The 24,810-nt window shown below is 65.0% G+C and carries 21 protein-coding genes; 12 read left to right on the forward strand and 9 right to left on the reverse strand.

Annotated features, from left to right (window positions below; genetic code table 11):
* Nucleotides 1–333: 333 nt before the first annotated feature.
* Nucleotides 334–1,740, reverse strand: coding sequence for a hypothetical protein (locus tag OVO38_RS12060; RefSeq protein WP_267208642.1), 1,407 nt, complete (start codon nucleotides 1,738–1,740; stop codon nucleotides 334–336).
* A 253-nt stretch (nucleotides 1,741–1,993) separates the two neighbouring features.
* Here OVO38_RS12060 and OVO38_RS12065 point away from each other — a divergent pair, with 253 nt between their 5' ends.
* Genes OVO38_RS12065 through OVO38_RS12090 form a run of 6 tightly spaced genes read left to right on the forward strand, consistent with a single transcriptional unit; the run spans nucleotide 1,994 to nucleotide 7,938 of the window.
* Nucleotides 1,994–4,906: a DUF4040 family protein gene (locus OVO38_RS12065; protein ID WP_267208643.1), complete on the forward strand. Its 2,913-nt coding sequence runs from the start codon at nucleotides 1,994–1,996 to the stop codon at nucleotides 4,904–4,906.
* A 3-nt stretch (nucleotides 4,907–4,909) separates the two neighbouring features.
* Nucleotides 4,910–5,338, forward strand: a complete 429-nt coding sequence (locus OVO38_RS12070) for a cation:proton antiporter subunit C (protein ID WP_095548561.1) — start codon at nucleotides 4,910–4,912, stop codon at nucleotides 5,336–5,338.
* Nucleotides 5,338–6,876 carry a monovalent cation/H+ antiporter subunit D family protein gene (locus OVO38_RS12075; RefSeq protein WP_267208644.1) on the forward strand — a complete coding sequence of 513 codons (1,539 nt, stop codon included), beginning with the start codon at nucleotides 5,338–5,340 and terminating at the stop codon, nucleotides 6,874–6,876. Before OVO38_RS12070 ends, OVO38_RS12075 begins: the two co-directional genes overlap by 1 nt.
* Before the next feature lies 1 nt (nucleotide 6,877).
* Nucleotides 6,878–7,330: a monovalent cation/H+ antiporter subunit E gene (locus tag OVO38_RS12080; RefSeq protein WP_267208645.1), complete on the forward strand. Its 453-nt coding sequence runs from the start codon at nucleotides 6,878–6,880 to the stop codon at nucleotides 7,328–7,330.
* Between the two features lie 3 nt (nucleotides 7,331–7,333).
* A complete protein-coding gene (locus OVO38_RS12085; RefSeq protein ID WP_267208647.1) occupies nucleotides 7,334–7,600 on the forward strand; it encodes a cation:proton antiporter in 267 nt (88 codons plus the stop codon).
* Nucleotides 7,600–7,938 (forward strand): Na+/H+ antiporter subunit G, encoded by a 339-nt coding sequence (locus OVO38_RS12090; protein ID WP_095548557.1) that lies wholly within the window; start codon nucleotides 7,600–7,602, stop codon nucleotides 7,936–7,938. Before OVO38_RS12085 ends, OVO38_RS12090 begins: the two co-directional genes overlap by 1 nt.
* A 6-nt stretch (nucleotides 7,939–7,944) precedes the next feature.
* On the opposite strand, the gene OVO38_RS12095 is transcribed toward OVO38_RS12090, so the two are convergent.
* From OVO38_RS12095 to OVO38_RS12115, 5 genes are all read right to left on the reverse strand, one after another.
* Complete coding sequence (locus tag OVO38_RS12095; RefSeq protein ID WP_267208649.1) at nucleotides 7,945–8,553, reverse strand: response regulator transcription factor; 609 nt, start codon at nucleotides 8,551–8,553, stop codon at nucleotides 7,945–7,947.
* The gene (locus OVO38_RS12100) at nucleotides 8,550–9,704 is read right to left on the reverse strand and encodes a sensor histidine kinase (protein WP_267208650.1); all 1,155 of its coding nucleotides are present in this window, start codon (nucleotides 9,702–9,704) and stop codon (nucleotides 8,550–8,552) included. Before OVO38_RS12100 ends, OVO38_RS12095 begins: the two co-directional genes overlap by 4 nt.
* Before the next feature lie 41 nt (nucleotides 9,705–9,745).
* Nucleotides 9,746–10,549, reverse strand: a complete 804-nt coding sequence (locus OVO38_RS12105) for an ABC transporter permease (RefSeq protein ID WP_267208651.1) — start codon at nucleotides 10,547–10,549, stop codon at nucleotides 9,746–9,748.
* Nucleotides 10,546–11,487 carry an ABC transporter ATP-binding protein gene (locus tag OVO38_RS12110; RefSeq protein ID WP_267208652.1) on the reverse strand — a complete coding sequence of 314 codons (942 nt, stop codon included), beginning with the start codon at nucleotides 11,485–11,487 and terminating at the stop codon, nucleotides 10,546–10,548. Before OVO38_RS12110 ends, OVO38_RS12105 begins: the two co-directional genes overlap by 4 nt.
* Before the next feature lie 134 nt (nucleotides 11,488–11,621).
* The gene (locus tag OVO38_RS12115) at nucleotides 11,622–13,187 is read right to left on the reverse strand and encodes a catalase (protein ID WP_267208653.1); all 1,566 of its coding nucleotides are present in this window, start codon (nucleotides 13,185–13,187) and stop codon (nucleotides 11,622–11,624) included.
* A gap of 81 nt (nucleotides 13,188–13,268) precedes the next feature.
* Between OVO38_RS12115 and OVO38_RS12120 the strand changes: the two genes are divergently transcribed.
* The 3 genes from OVO38_RS12120 to OVO38_RS12130 all read left to right on the forward strand — a co-directional run bounded on the left by OVO38_RS12120 (nucleotide 13,269) and on the right by OVO38_RS12130 (nucleotide 16,896).
* Nucleotides 13,269–13,814: an RNA polymerase sigma factor gene (locus OVO38_RS12120; protein WP_095548555.1), complete on the forward strand. Its 546-nt coding sequence runs from the start codon at nucleotides 13,269–13,271 to the stop codon at nucleotides 13,812–13,814.
* A gap of 83 nt (nucleotides 13,815–13,897) precedes the next feature.
* Complete coding sequence (locus OVO38_RS12125) at nucleotides 13,898–15,334, forward strand: hypothetical protein (RefSeq protein ID WP_267208655.1); 1,437 nt, start codon at nucleotides 13,898–13,900, stop codon at nucleotides 15,332–15,334.
* Between the two features lie 116 nt (nucleotides 15,335–15,450).
* Entirely contained in the window at nucleotides 15,451–16,896 is a 1,446-nt protein-coding gene (locus OVO38_RS12130; protein WP_267208656.1) for a hypothetical protein, read from the forward strand.
* Between the two features lie 7 nt (nucleotides 16,897–16,903).
* Here the strand turns inward: OVO38_RS12130 and OVO38_RS12135 are convergent, their stop codons facing one another.
* From OVO38_RS12135 to OVO38_RS12145, 3 genes are all read right to left on the reverse strand, one after another.
* The gene (locus OVO38_RS12135) at nucleotides 16,904–17,584 is read right to left on the reverse strand and encodes a hypothetical protein (protein WP_267208658.1); all 681 of its coding nucleotides are present in this window, start codon (nucleotides 17,582–17,584) and stop codon (nucleotides 16,904–16,906) included.
* A gap of 101 nt (nucleotides 17,585–17,685) precedes the next feature.
* The gene (locus tag OVO38_RS12140) at nucleotides 17,686–18,717 is read right to left on the reverse strand and encodes an aspartate-semialdehyde dehydrogenase (RefSeq protein ID WP_267208659.1); all 1,032 of its coding nucleotides are present in this window, start codon (nucleotides 18,715–18,717) and stop codon (nucleotides 17,686–17,688) included.
* Nucleotides 18,718–18,769: 52 nt separating this feature from the next.
* Nucleotides 18,770–20,035, reverse strand: coding sequence for an aspartate kinase (locus OVO38_RS12145; protein WP_095275226.1), 1,266 nt, complete (start codon nucleotides 20,033–20,035; stop codon nucleotides 18,770–18,772).
* Between the two features lie 121 nt (nucleotides 20,036–20,156).
* Here OVO38_RS12145 and OVO38_RS12150 point away from each other — a divergent pair, with 121 nt between their 5' ends.
* From OVO38_RS12150 to OVO38_RS12160, 3 genes are all read left to right on the forward strand, one after another.
* Nucleotides 20,157–21,008, forward strand: coding sequence for a DMT family transporter (locus OVO38_RS12150; RefSeq protein WP_267208661.1), 852 nt, complete (start codon nucleotides 20,157–20,159; stop codon nucleotides 21,006–21,008).
* Nucleotides 21,009–21,223: 215 nt separating this feature from the next.
* Nucleotides 21,224–23,059, forward strand: a complete 1,836-nt coding sequence (gene leuA, locus OVO38_RS12155; RefSeq protein ID WP_095548551.1) for a 2-isopropylmalate synthase — start codon at nucleotides 21,224–21,226, stop codon at nucleotides 23,057–23,059.
* A 400-nt stretch (nucleotides 23,060–23,459) separates the two neighbouring features.
* Nucleotides 23,460–24,800, forward strand: a complete 1,341-nt coding sequence (locus OVO38_RS12160; protein WP_267208662.1) for a hypothetical protein — start codon at nucleotides 23,460–23,462, stop codon at nucleotides 24,798–24,800.
* Nucleotides 24,801–24,810: the final 10 nt, after the last annotated feature.

A 24,810-nucleotide genomic window follows, 5' to 3' on the forward strand; every position in this document is an offset into this window, starting at 1 on the left:
CTGTGCCACTCGTCTAGCTTTTTTGACTCTCTGTTTCTACTATCCTTTTCTTTTTTTTTTTTTTTTTTTTTTTTCAAGCAGAAGCCGGCATCCGATTTTCCCTCTTGTCTCGTGGGCTCGGAGATGTGTAAAAGAGACGGGGCGCGGGCCCCGCCCCACCGTCAGCACTCGCCGTGCAAAAGAGGACCCCGCCGGTCGCGCGAAGCGTCCTGGCGGGGTCCATCCCATCCCTAACCCATTTCACCCCAGTGGGGCGAAAGGAGACCACTCATTTCCAAGCCCCTATTACTTGGAATGAGCCAGCAAAGCGTAACACACGGTATGCACCTTTGCTTATCCGCGCCCCTTCGCGCCGGCGAACGACACCACAGCAAGGACGAGACCAGCGCACATGCCGGCCCACAGCGCTGTGGTAGAGCCCCCGTTGCCGGCGGCAGACAGGCTCGCCGTCGTCCAGTGCATCGGGGTCGCGCCGGCGGCGTACTCCCAGACCTTGCCAACCGGTGCGGTAGATGCGGTCCTCCACAGCCAGCCGACCAGGCCGACTTGTGCCACGGCGAGGACGCCCGCGATGGGCAGGCCGACACGGGTACCGAGGGCAGCGCCCAGCACGTCGGTAAGCCCGGCGCTCGCGGCCGCACCGACAACCAGGCCGAGCGCGAGCAGCCCGGCGGTCGCGGCGGTAAGACCGCTGCCCAGGACTGCGACGAGGGCGCCGCCGGCCGCGGCGACGAACAGGCTGCCGAGCCCGAGGATCCACCAGCGGCGGGCCGGGGCGAGGCGCGCGGCCGAGCCCGTGGCGGTGCCGCCGAGCATGACCAGCGCCGCGATCAGCATTGCCGCGACCGGTGCGAGCGTGGACCGCGGCGCCGGAGCCTCGGAAGCACCAGCACCAGAGCCAGTACCACCAGAGCCAGCACCAGAACCAGCCGCAGCCGGCATCGCCTTGCGGACGGCGGCGATCTGGTCGGAGGTCTTGTTGGCCATCTCGTCGATCTTGGCCGCGCCCTCCTGCAGCTGCGTCACGCCGTCGGTGGCGCCGGAGGCTTGGTCGTTGAGCGTGGTCAGTCCGTTGGCAAGCTCGGCGGCTCCGTTGGTGGCCGAGTAGATGCCGTCGTGGTAGGCGTACCCGGGCACAGAGAGCTGGTTGGCCACGTCGCGCGATCCCTTGCGCAGCTCCTCGAGCTGGCCCAGCATCTCGGGCGGCAGCTGGGCGGTCTCCGCCTGGCCGCGCAGCCCCTCGAGCGCTGTCCGGGCCTCCTTCACGTCCGGGTCCTTCGCGTCCTTGGTGGACTCCAGGGTGCGGTCGATGGTAGCCACGACCTGGCCGCGTACCGCGTCGAAGCCGGCGACCTGGTCGGCCACTCCCCCGATGGCGTCGGCGACCTGGGTGGCGCCGCCCGCCAGTTGGCCGGTGCCGGCCTGCAGCTGGACCATGCCGTTGGACAGCTCCTGCGAGCCGGTTTGGGCGGCGGCGATCGCGTTGATCAATTCCTGCGAGGAGGTGTCGAGTTGGGACACTCCGTCGACAAGCTGCCTGGTGCCCTGCGTGAGGAAGCCGGCCTGCGCGCTGGCCTCGCCGGCCGCCTTGCGAGCCTCCACCAACCCGTCCTGCCCGGGCGCCACGGCCGGGGCACCGGTGGTGTCGTCGCCGGAGCGGGTCCACGTACTCGCGGGGCTGAGGGGCAGGAACACGCCGACGATGAGGACAAGGACGGCACAACAGAATCGCCATTTCATGCAACTCAATGTAACCCGAGTTACTGGCGTGACTGGGTGCGGCGCACCGAAACGCGCTTTTCGACGCCCACGCGCAGCAGCACCATTAATAAGGTGCGATTCAGCGCCGTTGCAGGTTCATCAAAACTGCCTGGTACCGTTTCAGGTGTTGTCGCCACGGCTGGGTGGCTCTGCGCGCGTGTGCGCTGCCCGGATCGGCTCACCGTGGCAGGCGCACACGAATTGGCCACCTATGTTTTGGAGAGGGTTCACCATGACACTCCCTGTCGTGCTCGCATTAGTTGCGGCGACAGTGATCCTGTCACCCATTCTCGTGCGCGCGATGGACCGCAAAGCCGGTTACCCGATCGCGCTGATCCTCGCGGCCGCCGCCGTCGTCCTTGGGCGAGAGTTCCCGGGCGTCGCCGACGGGCAGCCCCTTGAGTGGGAGGTGACTTGGGCCCGCGACATCCTCGGGGAAGGTAGCGCCGTGTCGTTTGCGCTGCGCGCCGACGGGTTGAGCATCTTCTTCGCGCTGCTCGCCCTGGTCATCGGCACGGTTGTGATGGCGTACTCGGCCGCCTACCTGCCAAAGCGGGACGGCAACACGAGCTTCTACACCATCATGACGGCGTTTACGCTGTCGGTCCTGCTGCTTGTACTGGCCAACGACACAGTCCTGCTGTTCGTCGGCTGGGAGCTCGTGTCCATCGCATCCTTCCTGCTCATCGCGCGTTCGGGTTCCGGCGGCGAGGCCGGGTCCTACCGCACGCTCATGCTCACGTTCTTTGGTGGGTTGACGCTGCTGGCGGCGTTGGGTGTGGCGTCGATAAGCGCTGGCTCCACGAGGCTCACCGACGTCCTGGCGTCCGACGTATGGCAGTCGAACCCCAGCCTGACCACCACCGTTGCCATCCTGGTGGCAGTCTCCGGCTTTACCAAGGCCGCACAGTTCCCCTTCCACTTCTGGCTGCCCGAGGCGATGGCCGCGGCCACCCCGGTCTCCGCGTTCCTGCACGCCGCGGCCGTGGTCAAGGCCGGTGTTTACCTGCTGCTGCGCTTCTCCGCGATCTTTGCCGACGTGAGCGCGTGGAACTGGCTGCTGCTGGTCGTGGGTCTGGGCACCGCAATCATGAGCGCCCTGTTCGCCATCACCAAGACGGACCTGAAGCACCTCACCGCCTACTCCACGGTCTCCCACCTGGGCTGGATCGTGGCGGCCATCGGCGTGGGAACCCCGATTGCGCTGGCTGCGGCGCTCACGCACACGCTCGCGCACGCGCTGTTTAAGTCCTCGCTGTTCATGCTCATCGGCGTGGTCGACCACGAAGCGGGCTCACGCGATATGCGCCGCCTGGGCAAGCTGTGGGACAAGATGCCGTTTACCTTCGCATCCACCGTCATCGCCGCCGCTTCCATGGCCGCGATCCCGCCGCTGTTCGGCTTCATCTCCAAGGAGTCCATCCTGGGCGCATTCGAGGAGACTGAATACGGCATGGCGCTGCTGCTCATCGCTGGTTTCGCCGCACTGCTCACCTTCATCTACTCCGCCAAGATCGTCTTCGGGGCATTTTTCGACGGCCCGAAGGATATGAGTGACGTCCACGAAGCACCGGTGAGCCTTTGGCTGCCGGCCGCGCTGCCCGGCGCGATGTCACTGGTCGTGCCGCTGCTTCTCGGATGGGTCGACGGCTCGATCGACGCCGCGGTCCACACCATCACCGGCACCGAGGACTACCACTCGCACCTGGCGCTCTGGCACGGCGTGAACGCTCCGCTGATCGTCTCTCTGGCCGTGCTGGTCCTGGGCGCGCTCATCGTCGCGTTCGCCCGCCGCAGCCTGTTCGACTCCGTGGAAAACAAGCAGCTGCTGCCCACCAGCGGTAACGACCTGCTTGCCGGAATGGTGACTGGCTTGGGTGCGCTTGGGCGCGGCCTGGGCCAGATGGCGAACACATTCAACCCGTCCCGCCACCTGTTGCCAGTCCTGGCGCTGGTGGTCCTGCTGGGCCTGACAACGATTGTGGGCACCGAGGGCGTCGACGGCATGCCGCTGGCACCGCGCGCCGAAGGGCTCGATGTGTGGTGGGACCTCATCCCATTCGCCATCATCGCTTTGTCGGTGCTGGGCATGGTCTTTACCCGCTCCCGCCTGGCGTCCGCAATTCTGTTGGGCACCGCCGGCGTGGGCATGACACTGCAGATGCTGCTGCTCGGCGCGCCGGACGTGGCGCTGACGCAGCTGCTGGTCGAGTCGCTCACCGTCATCGTGATCATGGTGGTGCTGCGCTACCAGCCGCGCATGTTCCCCAGGACGTCGACCAACCGCAAGGTCGCGGCGGGCATTTTCGCCATCCTGGCCGGTGTGGTCGCGTTCTTCGGCGTGTACGGCCTGCTGGGCCGCCGCGACCGCTCCGACCTGGCCATGTGGTACCTCAACGAGGGCGCTGAGGCCACCGGGGCGGACAACATCGTCGCCGTGATCATCGTGGAGTTCCGCGGATTCGATACCCTCGGCGAGCTCTCGGTGCTGGGCATGGCCGCCGTGGTGATCGCTGCGGTGACCCAATCCATGCCGCGTCACATGTTCGAGGCGGGCACTCGCCCCCGCCCGTTCGGCCAGTCCCAGTTCAACTCGGTGCCGATCCGCAAGGGCACGGCCCTGGTCGTCCCGGTGCTGGTCGTGCTGTCGGTGCTCATCTTCTTCCGAGGCCACACCGTGCCCGGCGGCGGCTTCGTCGCCGCGCTGGTCATGGCCACCGCGTTCGGCCTGAGTTACCTCTCGCGCGGCGCGGACACCGAAGTGGTCAAGCCGTTTACGCCAATCGCGCTGACAGGCTGGGGCATCATCATCGCCATTGGGGCAGGCTTCCTGGGCTTCTTCGAGGGTGGCTTCCTGTACGCCATCCACGGCCACATCGCCGGGGAACACATGACGACCTCGCTGATCTTCGACTTTGGTATTTACCTGGCGGTGTTGGGCATGGTCACCCAGGCCATCAACGCGCTGGGCGGCTATCTGCGTCCGGGCACCGAGATGGACAACCTGGATTACTCCCGTAGCGAGCCGGAGAACCCGCTGCCGGATGTCCCCGCCCCGGAGGAGCCGGAGGACGCGGTGGACGCGCACCCGGCGCCGCTGAACCCGGCCTCCAACCCGAAGCCTATGCAGACAAAGGAGCTGTAACCCATGGTCATGGCACTTACTATCGCAGTACTCATAGCCGGAGCGGTCTACCTGGTGATGCAGCGCGGTATGGTCCGCGTGGTCTTCGGGATGTCGCTGTTCGGCCATGCCTCAAACCTCACACTGCTCGCCGCGGGTGTGGGCGCGTGGCGCGGCGAATCGTTTCCCTCGCGCACTCCGATGGAGGACATTGCGGACCCGCTGCCGCAGGCGTTCGTCCTGACCGCCATCGTGATCGCAATGGCCACCACCACGATCCTGCTCATGCTGGCATCGCTGGGCAAGAACGATGACACCTTCGACGCGCCGAGCAAGGTGGGTAAGTCCCACAAGGGCGAAAAGTTCGACCCGAACCTGCTCTCCCCGAATGCGCTGTCTACCGCCGGCCGTAATTCGCGCCTGAACCCGAAGAAGTTGGAGGCCCAGAACTGATGACCGCCGACGCAATTCTCCCCCTGCTTGTTGCAATCCCGCTCATCGTTTCAGCGGTGACCGCGCTGAGCCCGAGCAAGAAGCTTAACGACGCCCTGTCGCTCCTCATCCCAGCCATCAACCTGGGACTCGGCGTGTGGCTCTTTGGCTACACCGCTACCAACGGTCCGCTTTCTCACGTCGTGGGCCTGTACCAGGGCGGTGTGGGTATCTCCTTTGTGGCGGATCAGTTCGCCGCAGTCATGATCGTGACCACGATGATCGTGGCACTGACGGCCAACTGGTTCGCCATCGCCGCGGGTGAAACGCAGGCCCGGTTCTACACGCCGTTGACCCTGGTGCTGATCACCGGTGTTTCTGGCGCGCTGCTCACCGCCGACCTGTTTAACTTCTTCGTCATGATTGAGGTCATGCTGTTGCCGTCCTACGGCCTCATCGCCATGACTGGTACGCGCAACCGCCTACGCTCCGCGCGCGCCTTCGTCCTGGTCAATCTGGCAGCGTCGACGCTGCTGGTGATGGGCGTTGGCTACCTCTACGGTGTAGCTGGTGCGGTCAACATCGCTGCGCTTCAGGGGGCTGCGGCCGGCAACGGCCCCGTCACCGTGGCAGCCGGCCTGGTCGTCATCGCCGTGGCGGCCAAGGCCGGCGTGTTCCCGGTGTACACCTGGCTACCGCGCACCTACCCCGCATCCAGTGCCGCGGTCATGGGCTTGTTCTCCGGCCTGCACACCAAGGTGGCCGTCTACATGCTCTTCCGCATCTGGGTGGTCATCTTCGACATGGACCCGCGCTGGAACACCCTGATCATCGTGATCATGGTCATCTCCATGCTCTTCGGTGGTTTCGCTGGCCTGGGCGAGTACACGATTCGTCGCGTGGTGGCTTACCAGATGGTCAACGGCATGCCATTCATTCTGATCATGCTCGCGTTTACCAACGCGGGGGCAGACGCACGTTACGCCCTTGCAGCCGGCCTGATTTACATGCTGCACCACATGATCACCGTCGCCGCGCTAGTGCTGAACTCCGGCGCGATTGAAGAAACCTACGGCACAGGCACCATCGGCAAACTTTCGGGCTTGGCTCGGCGCGACCCGTTCACCGCGACGGTGTTCGCGGCTGGCGCGTTTTCCATCGTCGGCTTCCCACCGTTTTCTGGCCTGTTTGGCAAAGTCACCATCGTCATGGCCGCAGCCAGCGCAGGAGACTGGCGCAGCTGGGTGGCCATTGCCACCATCATCATCGCTTCTTTCGGTGCGCTGCTGGCCATGATGCGTGTGTGGAAGGAAGTCTTCTGGGGTCGCCCGATGCAGCAGTATCCGAAGGCGCTCAACGTGCGCTGGAAGTTCCTGCTCCCGTCGGGTGCGTTGATGATCCTCTCGCTGGCGATGTTCCTCGGAGCCGGCCAGCTATGGGGCATTTCCACCGCCGCCGTCGACAGCCTGTTGGATGTCGACGCCTACTCCACCGCTACATTGGGCACCGACCCAATTGGTGTCCCCGACATCAACTCGCTGCAGGGAGGCGAGCACTAACATGGCACAACGATCTGCACTGAACAGTATCGGACACGCGATCGGCTACGGCGCCTGGTTGATCAAAGAAATCTACGTCGCAGGCATCGACGCCACCATCGCCGCCTTCAAGCCCGATACGGGGATGCACCCCTGCGTGGTCTTCTACCCCATGCGGGTAAGTACGGACTGGGAACGCTTCTGGTTCTCCACCTCGATTACCGCCACCCCGGGCACGCTTTCGCTGGGCTTCCGGCACGCGGCGTCGGAGGAAGGTCGCGATCTGCTCATCGTCCAGGCCGCGTTCGGTGACGACCCCCACCAGGTCATTGAGGATCTCGCCGATATGGAGGAGCGCCTCAAGCCGGAGCTTAAGGACACGCCTATCGACGCCTCGAAGGTCCTGTGGAAGCCGTATGAGCACCTGGGCCCCGAGCACGCCGAGCAACTGCCTGCCGCAGAAAGGATGGACTAGCCCATGTTCCAGACCATCATGACCGTCTGCATCATCGTCATGGCGCTGAGCCTGGTCGCAGGCCTGGCCAAGCTCATTCTCACCAGCGATGAGCTCTCCCGATCGGTGATCGCCGACTTCGTCTTCTACTCCATGGCCGCGATCTTCTTGGTGTGGACCCTGTTCACTCCGAGCCTGATCACCTACGAGATCCCCATCCTGGCCGCCTTGGTCTGTGGTGTGATCCCCACCATTTCCATGGCCCGCATCATCTCGAGAGGACGCCGCTAATGAGCATCATCGAAATTGTCGTCGCTGTCCTGGTCGTTATCTCCACGATTTTCGTGGTCGCCGCGGCTCTCCTCCAGCTGCGCGCCCCCGACGCACTGACCCGGGCGAACCTGCTCGGCCCACTCGTGTGCCTCGCGTTCCCACTCCTGATCGTGGCGAACCTGCTCATGAGCTGGTCCACAGACGGTTTCGTCGTCAACGACTTTATCCGCGCCATCCTGGCCATCGCCGGCGTGTGGATCATCGGTTCGGTCGGCTCCTTCGTCATCGGCCGCGCCATCCACGGTGTGACCGTCGTCGACGCAAAGGACAAGACCTCGCGCAACGTGCCACAGTAGGCGGGGTTATACCCAACCTCGCTCGCGGGCGATGGTGTAGGCCTCGAAGCGATTTTCCGCCCCGGTCTTTGCAATCGCGGAGGAAATGTAGTTCCGCGTCGTGCCGGCCGCCAGGTGCGCCGCTTGGGCAATCGCCTCAATAGATCCGCCCTTGCCAACCAGCTCGAGTACCTCGGCCTCCCGTGCGGTCAGCGGCGATTCACCGGCCGCGATCGTCGTGGCCGCGAGCTCAGGGTCGACGTAGCGCTTGCCCGCATCCGCCGCCCGTACCGCAGCCGCGAGCTCACCGGCCGCAGCCGTCTTTGGCAAAATGCCGAGCACTTTGGAATCCAGGGCCCGCCGCACAACGTTGGGTCTTGCGTGGCTGGTGACGACGACCACGTGGGCGTCGATAAGCGAGGCAAGAGCAATGCCATCCGACTCCCCCGCACCGAGCTGCAGGTCGGCCACCACAACATCCGGGCGCAAAGTAGCCGGCAGCTCCTCCCACCACGCGAGAAAGTCCGCGCCCGAGTAGGCGACGTGCACCACGTCGATGTCCTCCTCCAGGCCGATGAGTGCGGCAAGGGAATCGGCGACCAGAGTTTCATCATCAACCAATACGACCCGAATCATGCATTCTCCTTAAGCTGCACGCAAAAGCGTTCAACGCTGCGCTCCACGCTAATCGACGCCCCGTGCTCGGCCGCGCGTCGCCGCAGCCCCTCCAAGCCAGTGCCTCCGCTTTCCCCGGGCCGAGGATTGTTGTTGGTCACCGCGACCTCGTGCGGTTGCATCTCGAACGACACGGCCGTCGCCTGGGAATGACGCAGGATATTCGTCGTGGTTTCGCGCACGAACCAGGCCGCGGTCTCGCGCAGCTCCAGGTGCACGTCCTCGCTGGTGCCCGTCACCGTAACTTCAGCACCAGCACCGGCGAGCACCTGCTTCGCGCTCTCCAGCTCGGTGGCCAGGTCGGGAGTGCGGTAGTTATTGACCACGCTGCGCATATCGGAGGCTGCGCGCTGCGTGAGCTCGTGCAACTCGCGCAGTTCCTGGGACACACGCGGATCCTCGCGCTCGGCGAGGGCGAGCGCGAGCTGTGACTTGATCGTCAGGGCCGCGAGGTGCTGCCCCATCGTGTCGTGGAGATCCTGCGACATGCGCAAACGCTCCTGCGCGGCGGTGAGCTGCGACTCGAGGCGGCGGGCGCGCTCCGTTTCAATCATCGCGCGGGAAAACCACTTGGTAAAGGGCACCGTCACCACGCACGCAATGCTGTAGGCCACAACGATCGCGGCGATCTCCACCGAGCCGAACAGGAATACGCTCGCGAGCGCGCACGCGAGGGCAAACGTCGTCCACATCCGCTGCTTGGCCATGAAGGGCAGGAAGGCAAGCTGGACGCTAAAGAACGCCGCCCCGACCGCGATCGCTGAGGCCGCCTTCCACTCCGCCGGGCCGAAGAGGAGCACCACCGCGCACACCGCCAAGACAATAAGGTGGGCGAGCATCCCCCACCGCAGCCAGCCGCTGCTGTGCTCGCGCGCCTCCAGACGCAACTCTGGCCTGGTTTCCAGCACCACCGTCCCGACAAGACTCGCCAGCACCGCAATGCCCACGCCAACGAACGTCTCGGCCTGAGTTGCCCCCGAGCGCCTCACAATGACCGAGGAAAAGGTCCCGACGAACAGCCACAGCATCCCTATGAGCGACCAGCGGTTGAGCGTGAGGAACCGCGACGAGAAGTCCGACTCCGAACTCCTCGCCGCGGGAAGGGGCTGCATGTGCGTCATAGTGTGCTCCGAGGGTAGCAGCGCTTGAGCCACTAGCGGTGCGTTTCCCAGCGCATGCGACGGTACCCCGCCGTGAGCAGTACCGCAGCCCACACCGTGAGCAGAAGCAGCGGCGTTGCCGCCTCCGTCAACAGCGAGCCGAAGGATCCCTCGCCGATCCACCCATCACGGAAGACGTCGCTTGTCAGCGCAAACGGCGTGCGGTTGATGATGCCTGCGATGCCTTCCGGCAGGTGCTCACGGATCCCGGTCTGCGAGAAGATCACGAGCATCAGCACCGGCATGGACGTGATCTGCGCGCCCTCCGCGTTTTCGGTAAAACGACTGGTCAGCATCGCCAACCCGTGGGAGACCGCAACGCCGAGCAGCATCGCAATCACCATGATCAACGGGTTTTTCGGCCACACGTGGGGTACCGGCGGGTCAATCGGCAGCACCATGGACATGCTCGAAAACGCGACTACCACGATGACCGCCAGCACGAGGGTGAGCGCAGCAAGCGGGAGACAAATGGCAGTCAGAAGCTCCCAGTCGCGGGACTCGCCCGTGCGCAGACGCTTGAGCACCCCCTCGTCGCGCCTGGTCACCGCCATGGAAAGCGCGGGATAGAACACACCGAAGCTCAGCGCGAACAACACGAACACCTCAGATGCCGCCGCGGTCGACCCCACCGACTGGTCCCCGACCAACCACAGGAAGAGTGGCAACAGTAGCGGGAAAACGAGGCCGGCGAAGACAAGCAGCCGGTTGCGGGTGAACTGCAGCCACTCGGCGCGGCCGAGGGCCCGCAGCCTGCGCGCGGCGTGGTTCGTGGGGTTCATCGTGGTCGTGCTCATGCTGCTTCGTCCTTTCGGGTGGTGTGGGTACGCTGCGTTGCTGCGACGCCGTGGAAGACTCGTTCCAAGTTCGCGGGCTGCGCTACAAATTGGGCCAGTTCGAGGTTCCTCTCGCGCGCCCACTGCAGGATTGCGGAGGCGTCGTCCTGCAGTCTGGAGGTGTGCACCGATACTTTCGTGCCCTCGGAAATGTCGGTGCTGTGCACCAGCGCCCCGGGAAGGTTTGGCAGCGCAGGGGCTGATGTGCTGTGCAGTACGAACTCGATGGTGGAGGGCACCGTGCTCGCTAACTCCGTGGTCGTGCCCTCGACCTCGATGCGGCCGCCGTGCATAATCGCGATGCGGTCGCAGAGGTACTCGGCCTCTTCGAGGTAGTGCGTGGTCAACACGATCGTCACCCCACGGTGCTTCAGTCCGCGCAGCAGCTCCCACACGCGGCGACGAGACTCAGGGTCGAGTCCGGTCGTCGGCTCATCTAAGAACACCACGTCCGGACTTCCCAGCAGCGCGCAGGCAAGGTCAAGGCGCCGCTGCTCGCCGCCTGACAGCGCCCCGACTGTCACCTCACGTTTATGCGTCAACTGGACGTCTGCCAGCACGTCGTCGATTGGCAGCGGGGCGGTGCACGTGCCCGCCCACATGGTCAACGTTTCCTCCACGGAAAGTGCGCGCGGCAGCCCACCGGACTGCAGCATGATGCCTGTGTGCGGGCGCACCCGTGCACGGTCTGCCACCGGGTCCATCCCCAAGACGCGCACCTCGCCCGCGCTCGGTGCGGCGAGCCCCTCCAGGATTTCCAGCGTGGACGTCTTGCCCGCACCGTTGGTGCCCAACAGGCCGTACACCTCGCCGCGGGCGACATGGAGGCTGATGCCGTCGACTGCGGTGAACTCGCCGTACCGGCGTTGCAAATTATCTACTTCGATGACGTTTTCCATGACTTCTACCCTGCCGAGAATGCATCCCGGCTGGTAGAAGCGTTTGTCACCGATTGCGCATGACAAAAGTCATGCCCGTTAGGGTCCGCGGCCGCGGACCCTAACGGGCATTGGCTTACGCAGCGAGAGAGAGACTACTTCTCCTGCTCAGCGCGCTTCTTGGCCAGGGACTCGCGGACCTTGGTCTCCAGGTCAGCGTCGACCTTGCCCCAGTAGGCGTAGACGCGCTCTTCAACGTCCTTGTTCTTGATTGCCATCATCTTGTTGGTGATGCTGTGCACGAAGCGCTCCTTGGCCGCGTCGTCGAACACGTCGCGGTAGAGCGTGGTGGCCTGGCCGAAGTCGTCGTCCTCGGCGTGCTTGACGTAAGCGTCGCGCACCAGGCCAGTACCCTCCGGATCCGGGTTGACGTAGAGGTTCTCCGCCTGGCCGTAGTCGGTGAAGTTGGAGGAAGAATCCTCGTTGTTGTCCAGGTAGCCGGCGCCCTTCTCGGTGCGGTTGGGCACGTAGTTCGGCTCGTTCTCCTCGTTGAAGAAGTACGCCATGCTGCCGCGCTCGGAGTAGGTGTTCACCTCGTTGAGCGGGCGGTTGACCGGCAGGTCCTTGTAGTTCGCGCCGATGCGGTAGCGCTGCTGGTCGGAGTAGGCGAACACGCGGGCCTGCAGCATGCGGTCCGGGGACAGGCCAACACCCGGGACCAGGTTGGCCGGGTCGAGCGCGAGCTGCTCGATCTGGGCGTGGAAGTTCTTCGGGTTGCGGTTAAGCACGAAGTAGCCGACGGGGATGAGCGGGTAGTCCTTCTGCGACCAGGTCTTGGTCAGGTCGAAGGGGTTGAAGCGGTAGTCCTTTGCCTCCTCGAACGGCATGATCTGGACCTTCACGTCCCAGATCGGGTAGTCGCCGTCTGCGATGGCGTTGAAGAGGTCCTCGCGCTGGAAGTCCGGGTCGGTGCCCGCCTTCTCGGTGGCCTCCTCGTCGGTGAAGCACTCCCAGCCCTGGCGGGTCTTGAAGTGGTACTTCACCCACACCGGGGTGCCTTCCTCGTTGATCCACTGGAAGGTGTGGGAGCCGAAGCCGTCCTGGTGACGCGAGGTCTTCGGGGTGCCGCGGTCGCCCAGCAGGTAGGTCACCTGGTGCGCGGACTCAGGCGTACGGGTCCAGAAGTCCCACTGCATCTCGTCGTCGCGCAGGCCGGAGTTGGGCTGGCGCTTCTGGGAGTGGATGAAGTCTGCGAACTTCAGCCCGTCGCGCATGAAGAACGTCGGGGTGTTGTTGCCCACGATGTCGTAGTTGCCGTCCTCGGTGTAGAAGCGCAGCGCGAAGCCGTGGACGTCGCGCCAAGTATCCGGGGAACCGGCCTCACCGGCGACGGTGGAGAAGCGCGCCGCCATCGGGGTCACGGTGCCGGGCTGGAACAGCTTGGCCTTGGTGTACTTGGACACGTCCTCGGTGATGTGCAGCTCACCGAAGGCGCCGTGGCCCTTCGCGTGCGGGATACGCTCCGGCACGTTTTCCCGGTTGAAGTGAGCCAGCTTTTCAATCAGGTGGACGTCGTTAAGCACATTGGCCCCACGACGACCCTGGACGATCGACAGGTGCTCCGAGGCGACCGGCTGCCCACTCAACTCGGTGGTGCGGCCGTTGCCCGCGGGGCGCTCGCCCTTGGCAACGATGTCTTCTGCCTTGCTCTTCTCAGCCATTGGTGGCTCCTCCTTGACTGTCGCTAGCACGTACCCCGCCAAGCCTAGGGAATTTCGCGCGCGCTGGTAGCCTAAGCATTCGTGAGCAGCACTGACGACGCCTACGTCACCGACCTCGCGCTCAAAGCAGGTCGCGGTGACAAGGCCGCGCTGACGCAATTTATCGCCGCCACGCAAGACGACGTGTGGCGGCTACTCGCCCACCTCGCCGGCGCCGAGCACGCTGACGACCTCGCCCAGGAGACGTACCTGCGCGTCCTCGGCTCACTCCCTCGGTTCAAGGCACGCTCGTCGGCACGCACCTGGCTGCTCTCGCTCGCGCGCCGCGCGTGGGTCGACTCGGTGCGCCACGACATGGCGCGGCCACGCAAATCGGCCGCCGAGTACGACGAAGTGGCCGCGCAGGAAGCCAGCCCCGATGATGCGAACGCCTGGTCAGAGGCTATCGACGCCCGCCTCCTCCTCGACAGCCTCCGCCCCGAGCGCCGCGAAGCCCTCGTCCTGACCCAAGTCCTGGGCTACACCTACGAGGAGGCCGCGGCGATCACCGGCGTGCGGGTGGGCACGATCCGCTCGCGCGTCGCCCGCGCGAGGCGTGATCTCATTCACCACACCGACGACGATTAAGGTCAGTCACACGCCGTGAGCTAGGTCACGCTACACTTGTGTGCGGAAATCACACGAACATTCTTGAAAGTAGTGAGCCTCTCATGCTCAAAAACGCAATTGGCATCGCCTTCGCGTTCATCGGCGTCCTCGTCGGCGCCGGTTTTGCCTCCGGGCAAGAGACAATGCAATACTTCATCGCGTTCGGCACGCAGGGCATCTGGGGCGCGGCCTTAAGCTCCGCGCTCATGCTCATCGCCGGCGTCTCCATCCTCCAGCTTGGCTCGTACTTCCAGGCCAACGAGCACATGGAGGTACTGGGCAGCGTGTCCAGCAAGGTCATGTCCTGGATTCTGGACATCGCCACCATCACCACGCTGTTCTCCATCGGCTTCGTCATGTACGCCGGCGCGGGCGCCAACCTGAACCAGCAGTTCGGCTGGCCGGTGTGGATCGGCGCGACACTCATGCTCGCGCTCGTGCTGGTCATCGGCATGATGGACGTGGACAAGGTCACCGCCGCTGTCGGCGCAGTGACCCCGCTGCTGCTGTTCTTTGTCATCTTCGGCTGCATCTGGACCCTGTGCACCAGCGACCTCGACTGGTCCAACCTCAACGTGCAGGCCCAGGAGGTTTCCACCACACTGCCCAACTGGTGGATCTCCTCTCTGAACTACACGGGACTCAACGCCATCTGCGTCGCCTCCATGGCCCTGGTTATTGGCGGCAACTACCTGGACACGCGTGCCGCGGGCCTGGGCGGATTCCTCGGCGGCATGGGCTACCTCGTCATGCTGCTCCTGCTGTCCTGCGGTCTGCTCGCCGCAGTGGGCAGCATCGCGGGCGATGCCATGCCGATGCTCACCCTTATCACCAACATCCACCCGGTCCTCGGCTTCATCATGTCCCTGGTCATCTTCGGCATGATCTTCGCCACCGCACTCGGCATGTTCTTCGCGCTGGGCAAGCGCCTGGCCCGCGGCCGCCAGGAGCGGTTCCGCCCCATCTTCATCACCACCTGCCTGATCGGCTTTGCGCTCTCCTTCGTCGGCTTCAAAACACTCGTGTCCGTGGTCTACCCGATCCTGGGCTACCTGGGCATCCTGCTCGTCGCTGTCCTCGCCGCCGCGTGGCTGCGCAGCTCGCAGAAGCTCCGCAAGGAAGGGAATCGCCGCCGCCGCGCCCGCGAGCTCATGCGCCTGAAGCTCGACCCCCGCGAGCGACTTACCAAAAACGATGAGAAGGAACTGAACTACATCATCCAGGCTTCCATCGTGGACAACGAGGAGCTCGAGGCCGCCCTCGAGGAGGAGGTAGGCAAAGAGCTTATCGACGACAACGAGGTCGAATACGACCCCGAGGACCGGGACGGCGACGTGGTCTACGTCACCTACACGGACCCGCAGTCCAAGGAGGACTACGCCAAGCACCCCGACGAGCCGTGGAAGGGCAACCCGAGCGAGGAAGACCTCGCGGCTCAGTGGGCCGACGACGAGTCGGAGCGGGAGGACGGCGGCAGCACTGTCGTGAGCGAGCGGTAGCTGTGGGCAGCGTGGCGTCGCAAAGCATGCTCCCCGCTTAACTGCCATTGAGAGCAAATGGCGATACTATTGCAAAAGTTTATCCGAACATCCCTGATTTCTTACGGAAAGATTTCATGCTTAAAAACGCAATAGGTATCTCCTTCGCCTTTATCGGCGTGGTTGTTGGCGCGGGTTTCGCATCCGGCCAGGAGGCAATGCAGTACTTCTCGGCGTTCGGCACTGACGGCATTTACGGCGCCATCCTCGGTTCCGTGCTCATGCTCATCGCCGGCGTGTCCATCCTCCAGCTCGGGTCGTACTTCCAGGCCAACGAGCACATGGAAGTGCTGGGAAATATTTCCAGCAAGGTGATGTCCTGGATTCTGGACATCGCTACCATCACCACCCTGTTCTCCATCGGCTTCGTCATGTTCGCCGGTGCGGGGTCGAATCTGAACCAGCAGTTTGGCATCCCCGTCTGGATCGGCGCGGTGCTCATGCTCGTGCTCGTGCTGGGCGTGGGCATGCTCGACGTGGACAAGGTGACGGCCGCGATCGGCTCGCTCACCCCGTTCCTGCTGGCCTTCGTCATCTTCGGCTGCTCGTACACCCTCATCACCACCGACATTGACTGGCACAGCATCAACATGTCCGCAGAGCAGGTCAACACCACTCTGCCGAACTGGTGGATGGCGGCGCTGAACTACACGGGCCTCAACGTGATGTGCGTGGTCTCGATGGCCCTCGTGATCGGCGGTAACTACCTGGACACCCGCGCCGCGGGCCTGGGCGGCTTCATTGGCGGCATGGGCTACCTGGTCATGCTCATGCTGCTGGCCACCGCGCTGATGGTCAAGATTGACACGGTCTCCGGCGAGGACATGCCGATGCTGACCCTGATCAATGACATCAACCCGATCCTGGGCACCATCATGGCGCTTGTGGTCTTCGGCATGATCTTCGCCACCGCGATGGGCATGTTCTACGCGCTGGGCAAGCGCCTCTCGCGCGGCCGCGAGGATAAGTACCCGATCATCTTCAGCGTGACCTGCCTGGTCGGTTTCGCGCTCTCCTTCGTCGGCTTTAAGACGCTGGTTGCGTACGTCTACCCGGTCCTGGGCTACATTGGCATCCTGCTCATCGTCGTCGTCGCTGCGGCATGGTTGCGCGGCGCCCAGAAGCTGCGCAAGGAGGGCAACCGCCGCCGTCGCGCCCTCGAGCTGACCCGCCTCAAGCTGGATCCGCGCGAGCGCTTTACCAAGAACGATGAGAAGGAGCTGGAATACCTGACCAGCAAGTCCGTCATCGAGGAGGAGGAGTTCACCGAGGCCCTCGAGGACGAGGTGGGCCAGGAGCTTATCGACGACGACGAGGTCGAATACGACCCCGAGGACCCCGACGGCGACGTGGTCTACGTGTCATACACGGAGCCGCAGTCCAAGGAGGAGTACGCCAAGAACCCGGACGAGCCGTGGAACGACACCACCGTGGACGACATGATTGCCAAGGAGGAGGCCGAGGAGGCCGAGGCCGGCGACGACGCCGACACGGGCAACGGGAACGGCAGCACCCGCCTGTAGCGGCCGCCTAGCCGCCGAAAAGGCTGTTCACGCGGGACACGATCCCGCTGAACCGGCCCCCGGATGCCGCGCCGGTCTCGGATCCCGGTAGCGCGGCGGGCAGTACCGCCGTCTCGCTGGTCGGCTCAGCCGAGGTCATGGGGGCCTCCGAGGTCGCCACCACCGCGACGGGCTGCGCAGCCACGGGGGTCGGGGTCGGACGCTCCCCCGCGCTTGTCGCGGGGGCTTTTTCGTCCTGTTCTTGCTTGCGTTCGCTGGTCTCCGGCGCGGGCGCCAGCGTGGACGTGGCGGTGGCTCGGGCGCGCTTGCCGGTGCCGCTGGTGTCCAGGCGCACCTTGAACTCATCAACCACGGCGCCGCCCTCCGTCACCTGGACCGTGGCGTAATCGCTGCCATTGGCGGACTGCGGCGCGGTAAGGCGCAGCCCGTTCGGCCGGGAAATGGCGCTCCAGCCCGCGGGCAGCGTGCTTGGGTCTTCAGAATTCATGCGTAGCGACGCCCCGCTCTCCTTCGCCGTTACCAAGAACAGCGTCTGGCCGGGTTTGATCGTGGTGTTCGACCACTTGCCCGTCTCCGCCGCCAGCGCGCCAGGCGCTGGCGTGACGGCCCCCATAGCCCCCAGGAGCAGAGCGCCGACTGCTGCGTGTGCCGCGAATTGGGCACGGCTGCGTCGGCGTCGAATACTCATAGCCACCATTTTTGGCGAAATCTCAGCTACGGGCAACTCTCTTTATAGAATTGCAACCGTTTGTCGCCCTGCTCGTGACCTATCGCAGGACGACCGTATTGCTACACCAGCAGCTCGGCGATCTGGATCGTGTTCAGCGCCGCGCCCTTGCGCAGGTTATCGCCGGAAACGACGAAGATCAGGCCACGGTTGCCCTCAACTGTCTGATCCTGGCGGATGCGCCCAACCAGGGACTCGTCCTTGCCCGCGGCGGCGAGCGGCGTGGGCACGTCCGCAACGGAGACGCCCGACGCGTCCGCAAGCACGGCCCGCGCCTCGTCGGGCGTGATCGCCTTGGCAAACTCGGCGTGGACCACCATTGTGTGGCCGGTAAAGACCGGGATGCGGACGCAGGTGCCGGCGACATTGAGCTCGGGGATCCCCAGGATCTTGCGGGACTCGTTGCGCAGCTTCTGCTCCTCGTCGGTTTCCTCGGTGCCGTCGTCAACAAGGTTGCCCGCCAGCGGGACCGCGTTGTAGGCGATCGGGGCAACGTAGGGGCCAAGGTCCTCAGGGGCGAGCACGGAGCCGTCCAGGGTGAGCTCGGTGTTGCGGTCGCCGATTTCCGCGACCTGGTCCGCCAGGGCCTCCACGCCCGCTAGGCCAGAGCCAGAAACGGCCTGGTAGGAGGCGACGCGCATGGTGGTGAGCGAGGCTGCGTCATGCAGCGCCTTCGCCACCGGCATGATCGCCATGGTCGTGCAGTTGGGGTTGGCAATGATGCCCTTGGGCAGGGCCTTCGCGTCGTCCGGGTTGACCTCGGAGACGATGAGCGGAACCTCGGGGTCCTTGCGCCACGCGGAGGAGTTGTCCACGACCTTCACACCAGCCGCGGCGAAGACCGGGGCCCACTCCTTGGAGGTGGAGCCACCGGCGGAGAACAGGGCGATGTCGATGTCCTTGACGGAGTCCTCGGTGACCTGGGTCAGGTCCTCCACGACCACCTCGGTGCCGCGGTAGTCCAGCTTCTTGCCCGCAGAGCGCGGGGAGGCGAAGAAGCGGACGGTGTCTGCCGGGAAATCGCGCTCCGCGAGGATGGTGCGCATTACGCGCCCGACCTGCCCGGTTGCTCCGACGACGGCGATGGTGGTCATGGGGAAAACAGCTCCTTGAAAGCGTTGCGGTTATATACGGTGTGGCGTGAGCTTAGCGGCCGGTGCCGGCGTAGACCACGGCCGGCTCGTCGCCGCCGAGGTCGAAGCGATCGTGGATGGCGCGGCACGCGTTGTCTAGCTCGGACTCGCGGATCACGGCGGTGATGCGGATCTCTGAGGTGTTGATCATCTCGATGTTCACGCCGGCGTCGCGAAGCGCCTCGGCAAAGTCAGCGGTGACTCCAGGGTGCGACTTCATGCCCGCGCCGACAAGGGAGACCTTGCCAATCTCATCGTTGTGGGTCACGTCCGTCCACCCCTCGTCCTGCTGCAGCTTAGTCAGCAGGGTCATGGCGCGCGGGCGGTCCGCCACCGGGAGGGTGAAGGTGATGTCCGTCTTCTTCTCCTCGCGGGTGGAGATGTTCTGCAGCACGGTATCAATGTTGATCTCCGCGTCCGCGAGCGTGCGGAAGATCTTCGCGGCCTCGCCCGGGGTATCCGGGATGCCGAGCACCGTGATCTTTGCCTCCGACTTATCGGTGGCGACGCCGGACAGGACTGCTTCTTCCATGGGAATATCCTCCAATGCTCCGGCGACGAGAGTGCCGGTGTCGTTACTGTAAGACGAGCGGACTCGCATGGGCACGTTAAACGCGCGCGCGTACTCGACGCTGCGCAGCACCAAAATCTTCGACCCGGACGCGGCCAGCTCAAGCATCTCCTCAAAGCAGAGCTTGTCCAGCTTGCGGGCGTCCGAGACAATGCGCGGGTCCGCGGTGTACACGCCGTCCACGTCCGAGTAGATCTCACACTCATCCGCGTTCATCGCCGCGGCGAGCGCCACCGCGGTGGTGTCGGACCCGCCGCGGCCCAGGGTGGTGATGTCGCGCGTATCGCGGTTCACACCCTGGAAGCCAGCGACGATGGCGACCTTGCCTTCGTCCACCGCTTCCTGCACGCGGCCCGGGGTGACCTCTATAATGCGCGCGTTACCGTAGCGCTCGGTGGTGATTACGCCGGCCTGGGAGCCGGTGAAGGAGCGCACGTCCACGCCGAACGAGGCCACCGCCATGGCCACCAGCGAGTTGGAGATGCGCTCGCCCGCGGTGAGCAGCATGTCCATCTCGCGCGCGGGCGGGGTCGGGTTGACCTCCGCGGCGAGGTCCAGGAGCTCATCGGTGGTGTCGCCCATTGCGGAGCACACCACGACGACGTCGTGCCCGGCCTTCTTCGTGGCAACGATTCGCTCAGCGACGGCGCGGATCCGCTCCGCGCTTTCGAGGGATGAGCCTCCGTACTTCTGGACGATCAGTGCCATTGGTGTTGTACGCCTTCCGTTCAGGTGACAATTCTGGGGCCGCGCAAACGTTGCAAACCCGTCACCCAACCTTAGCGGGCGAAAACTCACGATTCGAGGTATCGCACTAATATAATTCTGCGTGCACAACAACTATCTTGCGGTCGGCTTCGCATTCACGTCCGCGCTCCTGATCGCGGTGGGCACCGTCTGGCGCCACCAAATCTTGCGCGCCGGACGCGACCAAGGGGAGGTCAATGACTCCCCGCTCAGCGCCCTCAAGCGCCCCGCCTGGTGGTTCTCCCTCGCGCTCGCGCTGGCGGCGTACGGCTTCCAAGCGGTCGCGCTCGCGTTCGGCTCCCTGCTCGTCGTGCAGCCCGTCCTCGTGCTCTCCCTCATGCTCACGCTGTTGCTCTCCGCGCGCGTCGAGCGCCGCCGCATGTCCGCCGCCACCTCGTTCTGGGCCATCCTGCTCACCGTGTTCGTCGGCGTCGTGGTCGTCGTCGGCCGCCCGCTGCCCGGCGAGCGCGCGCCGCACACCTGGGAGTGGCTCACCGCCGTCGGCATCGGGCTCGTGGGGCTCTTTTCGACGTTCGCGTTCGCCCGCGCCTACTCCGCGGCCGTCCAAAGCCTCGCCTTTGGCATCCTCTGCGGCGCCATCTTCGGCTACCTGGCCGTGTTTTCCAAGGTGGCCGTGGACGCCTACGTCCACGGCGGCGTCCTGGGCATCCTCGCCTCCTGGCAGTTCTGGGCCATGCTCGCCTGCGCCGTGATCGGCACCGTCGTGCAGCAGTTCGCCTTCGGCGCGGGCAAGCTCGCGACCACGCTGCCGGCGATGAAGGTCGTCGAGCCGCTCGTGGCCCTGACCTTGGGACTTGTACTTTTGGGCGAAAAGTTCTCGCTGTCCGGGGCCCTCGGCTGGACAGCGATGGCGCTGCTCATCGCGGGCATGCTGTGCAGCGCGGCGATGGTGACGCGCGTGAGTATTCGGTAGCGGTGGCGTCGATAAGCACCCCCTGCATATAAATATGTGATCCGCGTGACACAGTGTCTGGGCTATGTAAGATGTCTGGCATGTCACACAGGCAGCTACTCCTTCTACGCCGCGGCGGGAATCAGGCCCTTCACTAACACGGCCGGCACCCCGTCACGGAGTTCGTGTTTGCCGGCCGTGAATAGTGCAAACGCCCACCCGTGGAAGGAAGACCAATGAGCAACGCCAACGACTTTTACGTACCCCGCGAGATCAAGACCCCGAACGGCCCCAAGAACGAGGGCCAGCCGGCGTGGAACAAGCAGCGCGGATCCCAGATGCCGGCGGACCGGTACCTGGCGTTCGCCGAAGAAGTTGAGGACATCACCCTGCCGGACCGCACCTGGCCGGACAAGAAGATCACGGTCGCGCCGCAGTGGTGCGCCGTAGACCTGCGCGACGGCAACCAGGCGCTGATTGACCCGATGAGCCCCGAGCGCAAGCGCCGCATGTTCAACCTGTTGGTGGAGATGGGGTACAAGGAGATCGAGGTAGGCTTCCCGTCGGCCTCGCAGACAGACTTCGACTTCGTGCGCGAGATCATTGAGAAGAACATGATCCCAGAGGACGTGACCATCCAGGTCCTGGTGCAGGCGCGCGAGCACCTGATCCGCCGCACTTTCGAGGCCTGCGAGGGCGCGAAGAACGTCATCGTCCACTTTTACAACTCCACCTCCAAGCTGCAGCGCGAGGTGGTCTTCCGCAAGGACCGCCCGGCGATTAAGAAGCTGGCCACCGACGCGGCCGAGCTGATCAAGTCCATCGCGGAGGACTACCCGGATACGCGCTGGCGCTGGGAGTACTCGCCGGAGTCCTACACGGGTACCGAACTGGACTTTGCCAAGGAGGTCTGCGACGCGGTCGTGGACGTCATGGAGCCGACGCCGGCGGACCCGATGATCATCAACCTGCCGTCCACGGTAGAGATGATCAGCCCGAACGTGTACGCCGATTCCATCGAGTGGATGCACCGGAACCTGGCGCACCGTGAGTCCATCATCCTGTCGCTGCACCCGCACAATGACCGCGGCGAGGGCGTCGCCGCCGCCGAGCTGGGCTACCTGGCCGGCGCCGACCGCATCGAGGGCTGCCTGTTTGGCAACGGCGAGCGCACCGGCAACGTGGACCTGGTCACCCTGGGCCTGAACATGCTCACGCAGGGCGTGGACCCACAGATCGATTTCTCGGACATCAACAAGATCCGCCAGACGGTGGAGTACTGCAACCAGCTGCGCGTCCCGGAGCGCCACCCGTACGGCGGCGACCTGGTCTTCACCGCCTTCTCCGGCTCGCACCAGGACGCGATTAATAAGGGCCTGGACGCGCTGGCGCAGCGCGTGCACCCGAACGCTTCCTCCAACGATGTCACCTGGGAGGAGCTGCGCGACACGGTGTGGGAGGTGCCGTACCTGCCCATCGACCCGAAGGACGTGGGCCGCACCTACGAGGCCGTGATCCGCGTGAACTCGCAGTCCGGCAAGGGCGGCGTGGCCTACATTATGAAGACGGACCACGGCATCAACATGCCGAAGGCGATGCAGCCCGAGTTCTCCGCGGTGGTGCAGAACATCACCGACAGCGAGGGCGGCGAGGTCAACTCCAAGAACATGTGGGACATTTTCGCCGGCGCCTACCTGGACCTGGACTCCCCGCTGGAGCTGGTGGACTACGAGGTCACCGGCGCGGTCGCGGAGGACGATGACTCCGCGGTCCAGGTGACGGTGGACTACAAGGGCGAGCGCCACGAGCTGCGCGGCACCGGCAACGGCCCGATCGCCGCGTTTGCAAACGCGCTCGAGTCCCTGGGCATCGACTTTGAGGTGCAGGACTACTCGCAGCGCTCGCGCACGGCGGGCGACGACGCCGACGCGGTCTGCTACATTTACGCCGACGTCGACGGAGCTACAGCCTGGGGTGTTGGCATCGCCGCGTCCACGACGCGCGCGTCGCTCAAGGCGATCACCTCGGCTGTGAACCGCGGCCTGACTGCGGGAAAGGCTGGCGGCGTGTAGCCGATCACCATCGCGAGTCCAACGTTTTGCTGCCCCGCTTCGGGGGTGGCGGCGCGGCTCGGGGATCCTGAGTATGTGCCCGAGTCTCTTAAGTGGTTCACGCACGTCGGACCACTCGTCTCCCGGCGCTCTCTCAGCCGATTTCTATCAGAACGCGCGTTATTGCACGTAAACCCCGTAAATTACACGATTGTTCAACAGGCACACTTCGTCCCGATTACGGCGACACATATACTTGATCCAGAACCGGCAGTTGCAGCGCAGCGCAAGTTCTGTACTGGGGAGACACCCGGCACGTCGAACATCACCGCGCTCTGAGATAGGCTGCCAACTAAGAGCAACGTGACACAACAACATCCCGCCCGTATTTCCAATCCGAACAGTAAGGTGGAGAAGGATCATGCAAAGCCCGAGCTACGTGGTTCCTGACCACGGGATCGGCGCCGTCCGAAGCATTCCTACCTGCGATGTGGATCAGGCGCTTGTGCGCAACTACCTGGCGAATGCTCGCGACGGGCACGCCGACTTCCAGGTCACGCTGTTGCAGCGCGGCGAGGACGCAGGCTTTTACATCGCCGCTGACGGCAAAATTCTGGGCGCGATGGCCGAGCACGACGCGCTGGAGTACCAGGAGCTCGCCCACATCGCCGAGGCGGGCCTGACGCCGGAGGTCACCGCAAGGGCCGAGTCGCATGCTGGCGGCACCGTGAACCTCACCCTCCGCCTCCCCCGCCCGGGCCTGTGCATCCCCGCCAACGAGCCCCCGACCGAGCCCTGGGCACTGCTGGACGGCACCAGCCCCCGCGTCGTGTCCTACCTGCCGGACGCTGCGGAGCGCGACATGAATGACCGGATGAGCTTACTTGTCCGCCTCGGCTTCGACGAGGCCGGCGACGTCATCGCCTGCCTGGGCAAGGGCGGCGTGGGCACGCTTGACCCGCGCACCGCGTCCGAAATCACCCCGACGCTGCGCAACCTTGAGCAGCGCGGCCTGATCGTGGTCGTGCGCGGCTACCACGCCCCCACCGCCAACGGCGTCGAGCTCACTGTGAACCTCAACGGGGTGGACGAAACCGGTACCCCGAACGAAGTTTCGCCGGTGCCGTTCCTCCCGCTACCGGAGGCACAGCGGATTCCGGAGTTCGCCACCGTCGGCGCCCCCAACGAGGCATCCTGCGGGCGCCCCTCCCTCGCGTCGGGCGAGCTCACCGGCGGCTCGACCCCACTCGCTCCCTCCCCGCTGCTGGGCGAGCCCGCGCCGACGGAGCCCGAGGTGGACCCGGCGTCGCGCGAGGTCGCCGCGGCGACGGTGGCCAAAGACGCTGAGGACGCCAACGACGCTGAGGAACCTGCGGGGGCCGTGGCCGCGCCCACCACGCTCATCAGCGAGCCCGAGGAGACCGTCACGGAACCCGATCAGCCCCGGCACCGCTTTCCGCACTTCCGCGCCGACGACGACGCGGAAGCAGCCGCGCTCGCAGCGGAGCAAACCCCGGACCAGCCAGCCGCAGCGGTCGCGGAGGACACGGAGAAGAAGCCGGCGGCGGCGAGCCGCCTCCACCCGGCTTGCATCGCCGCGGGCACGCTGCTGATCCTGCTGACCATCGCGGGCGTCATTGCCATCAGCACCCAGTGGAACAGTGGCAACAGCGCCGCGGCGCGCATCTCGCCGACGAGCTACGACGACACCGTCGTTGCCTCCGTGGAGGACCCGCAGGATCCGGCAGCGCTGGACCAGTAGGCCAGGGCTC

It is taken from the genome of Corynebacterium sp. Marseille-P8863, from assembly GCF_946902955.1.
Classification (GTDB): Bacteria; Actinomycetota; Actinomycetes; order Mycobacteriales; family Mycobacteriaceae; genus Corynebacterium; species Corynebacterium gottingense.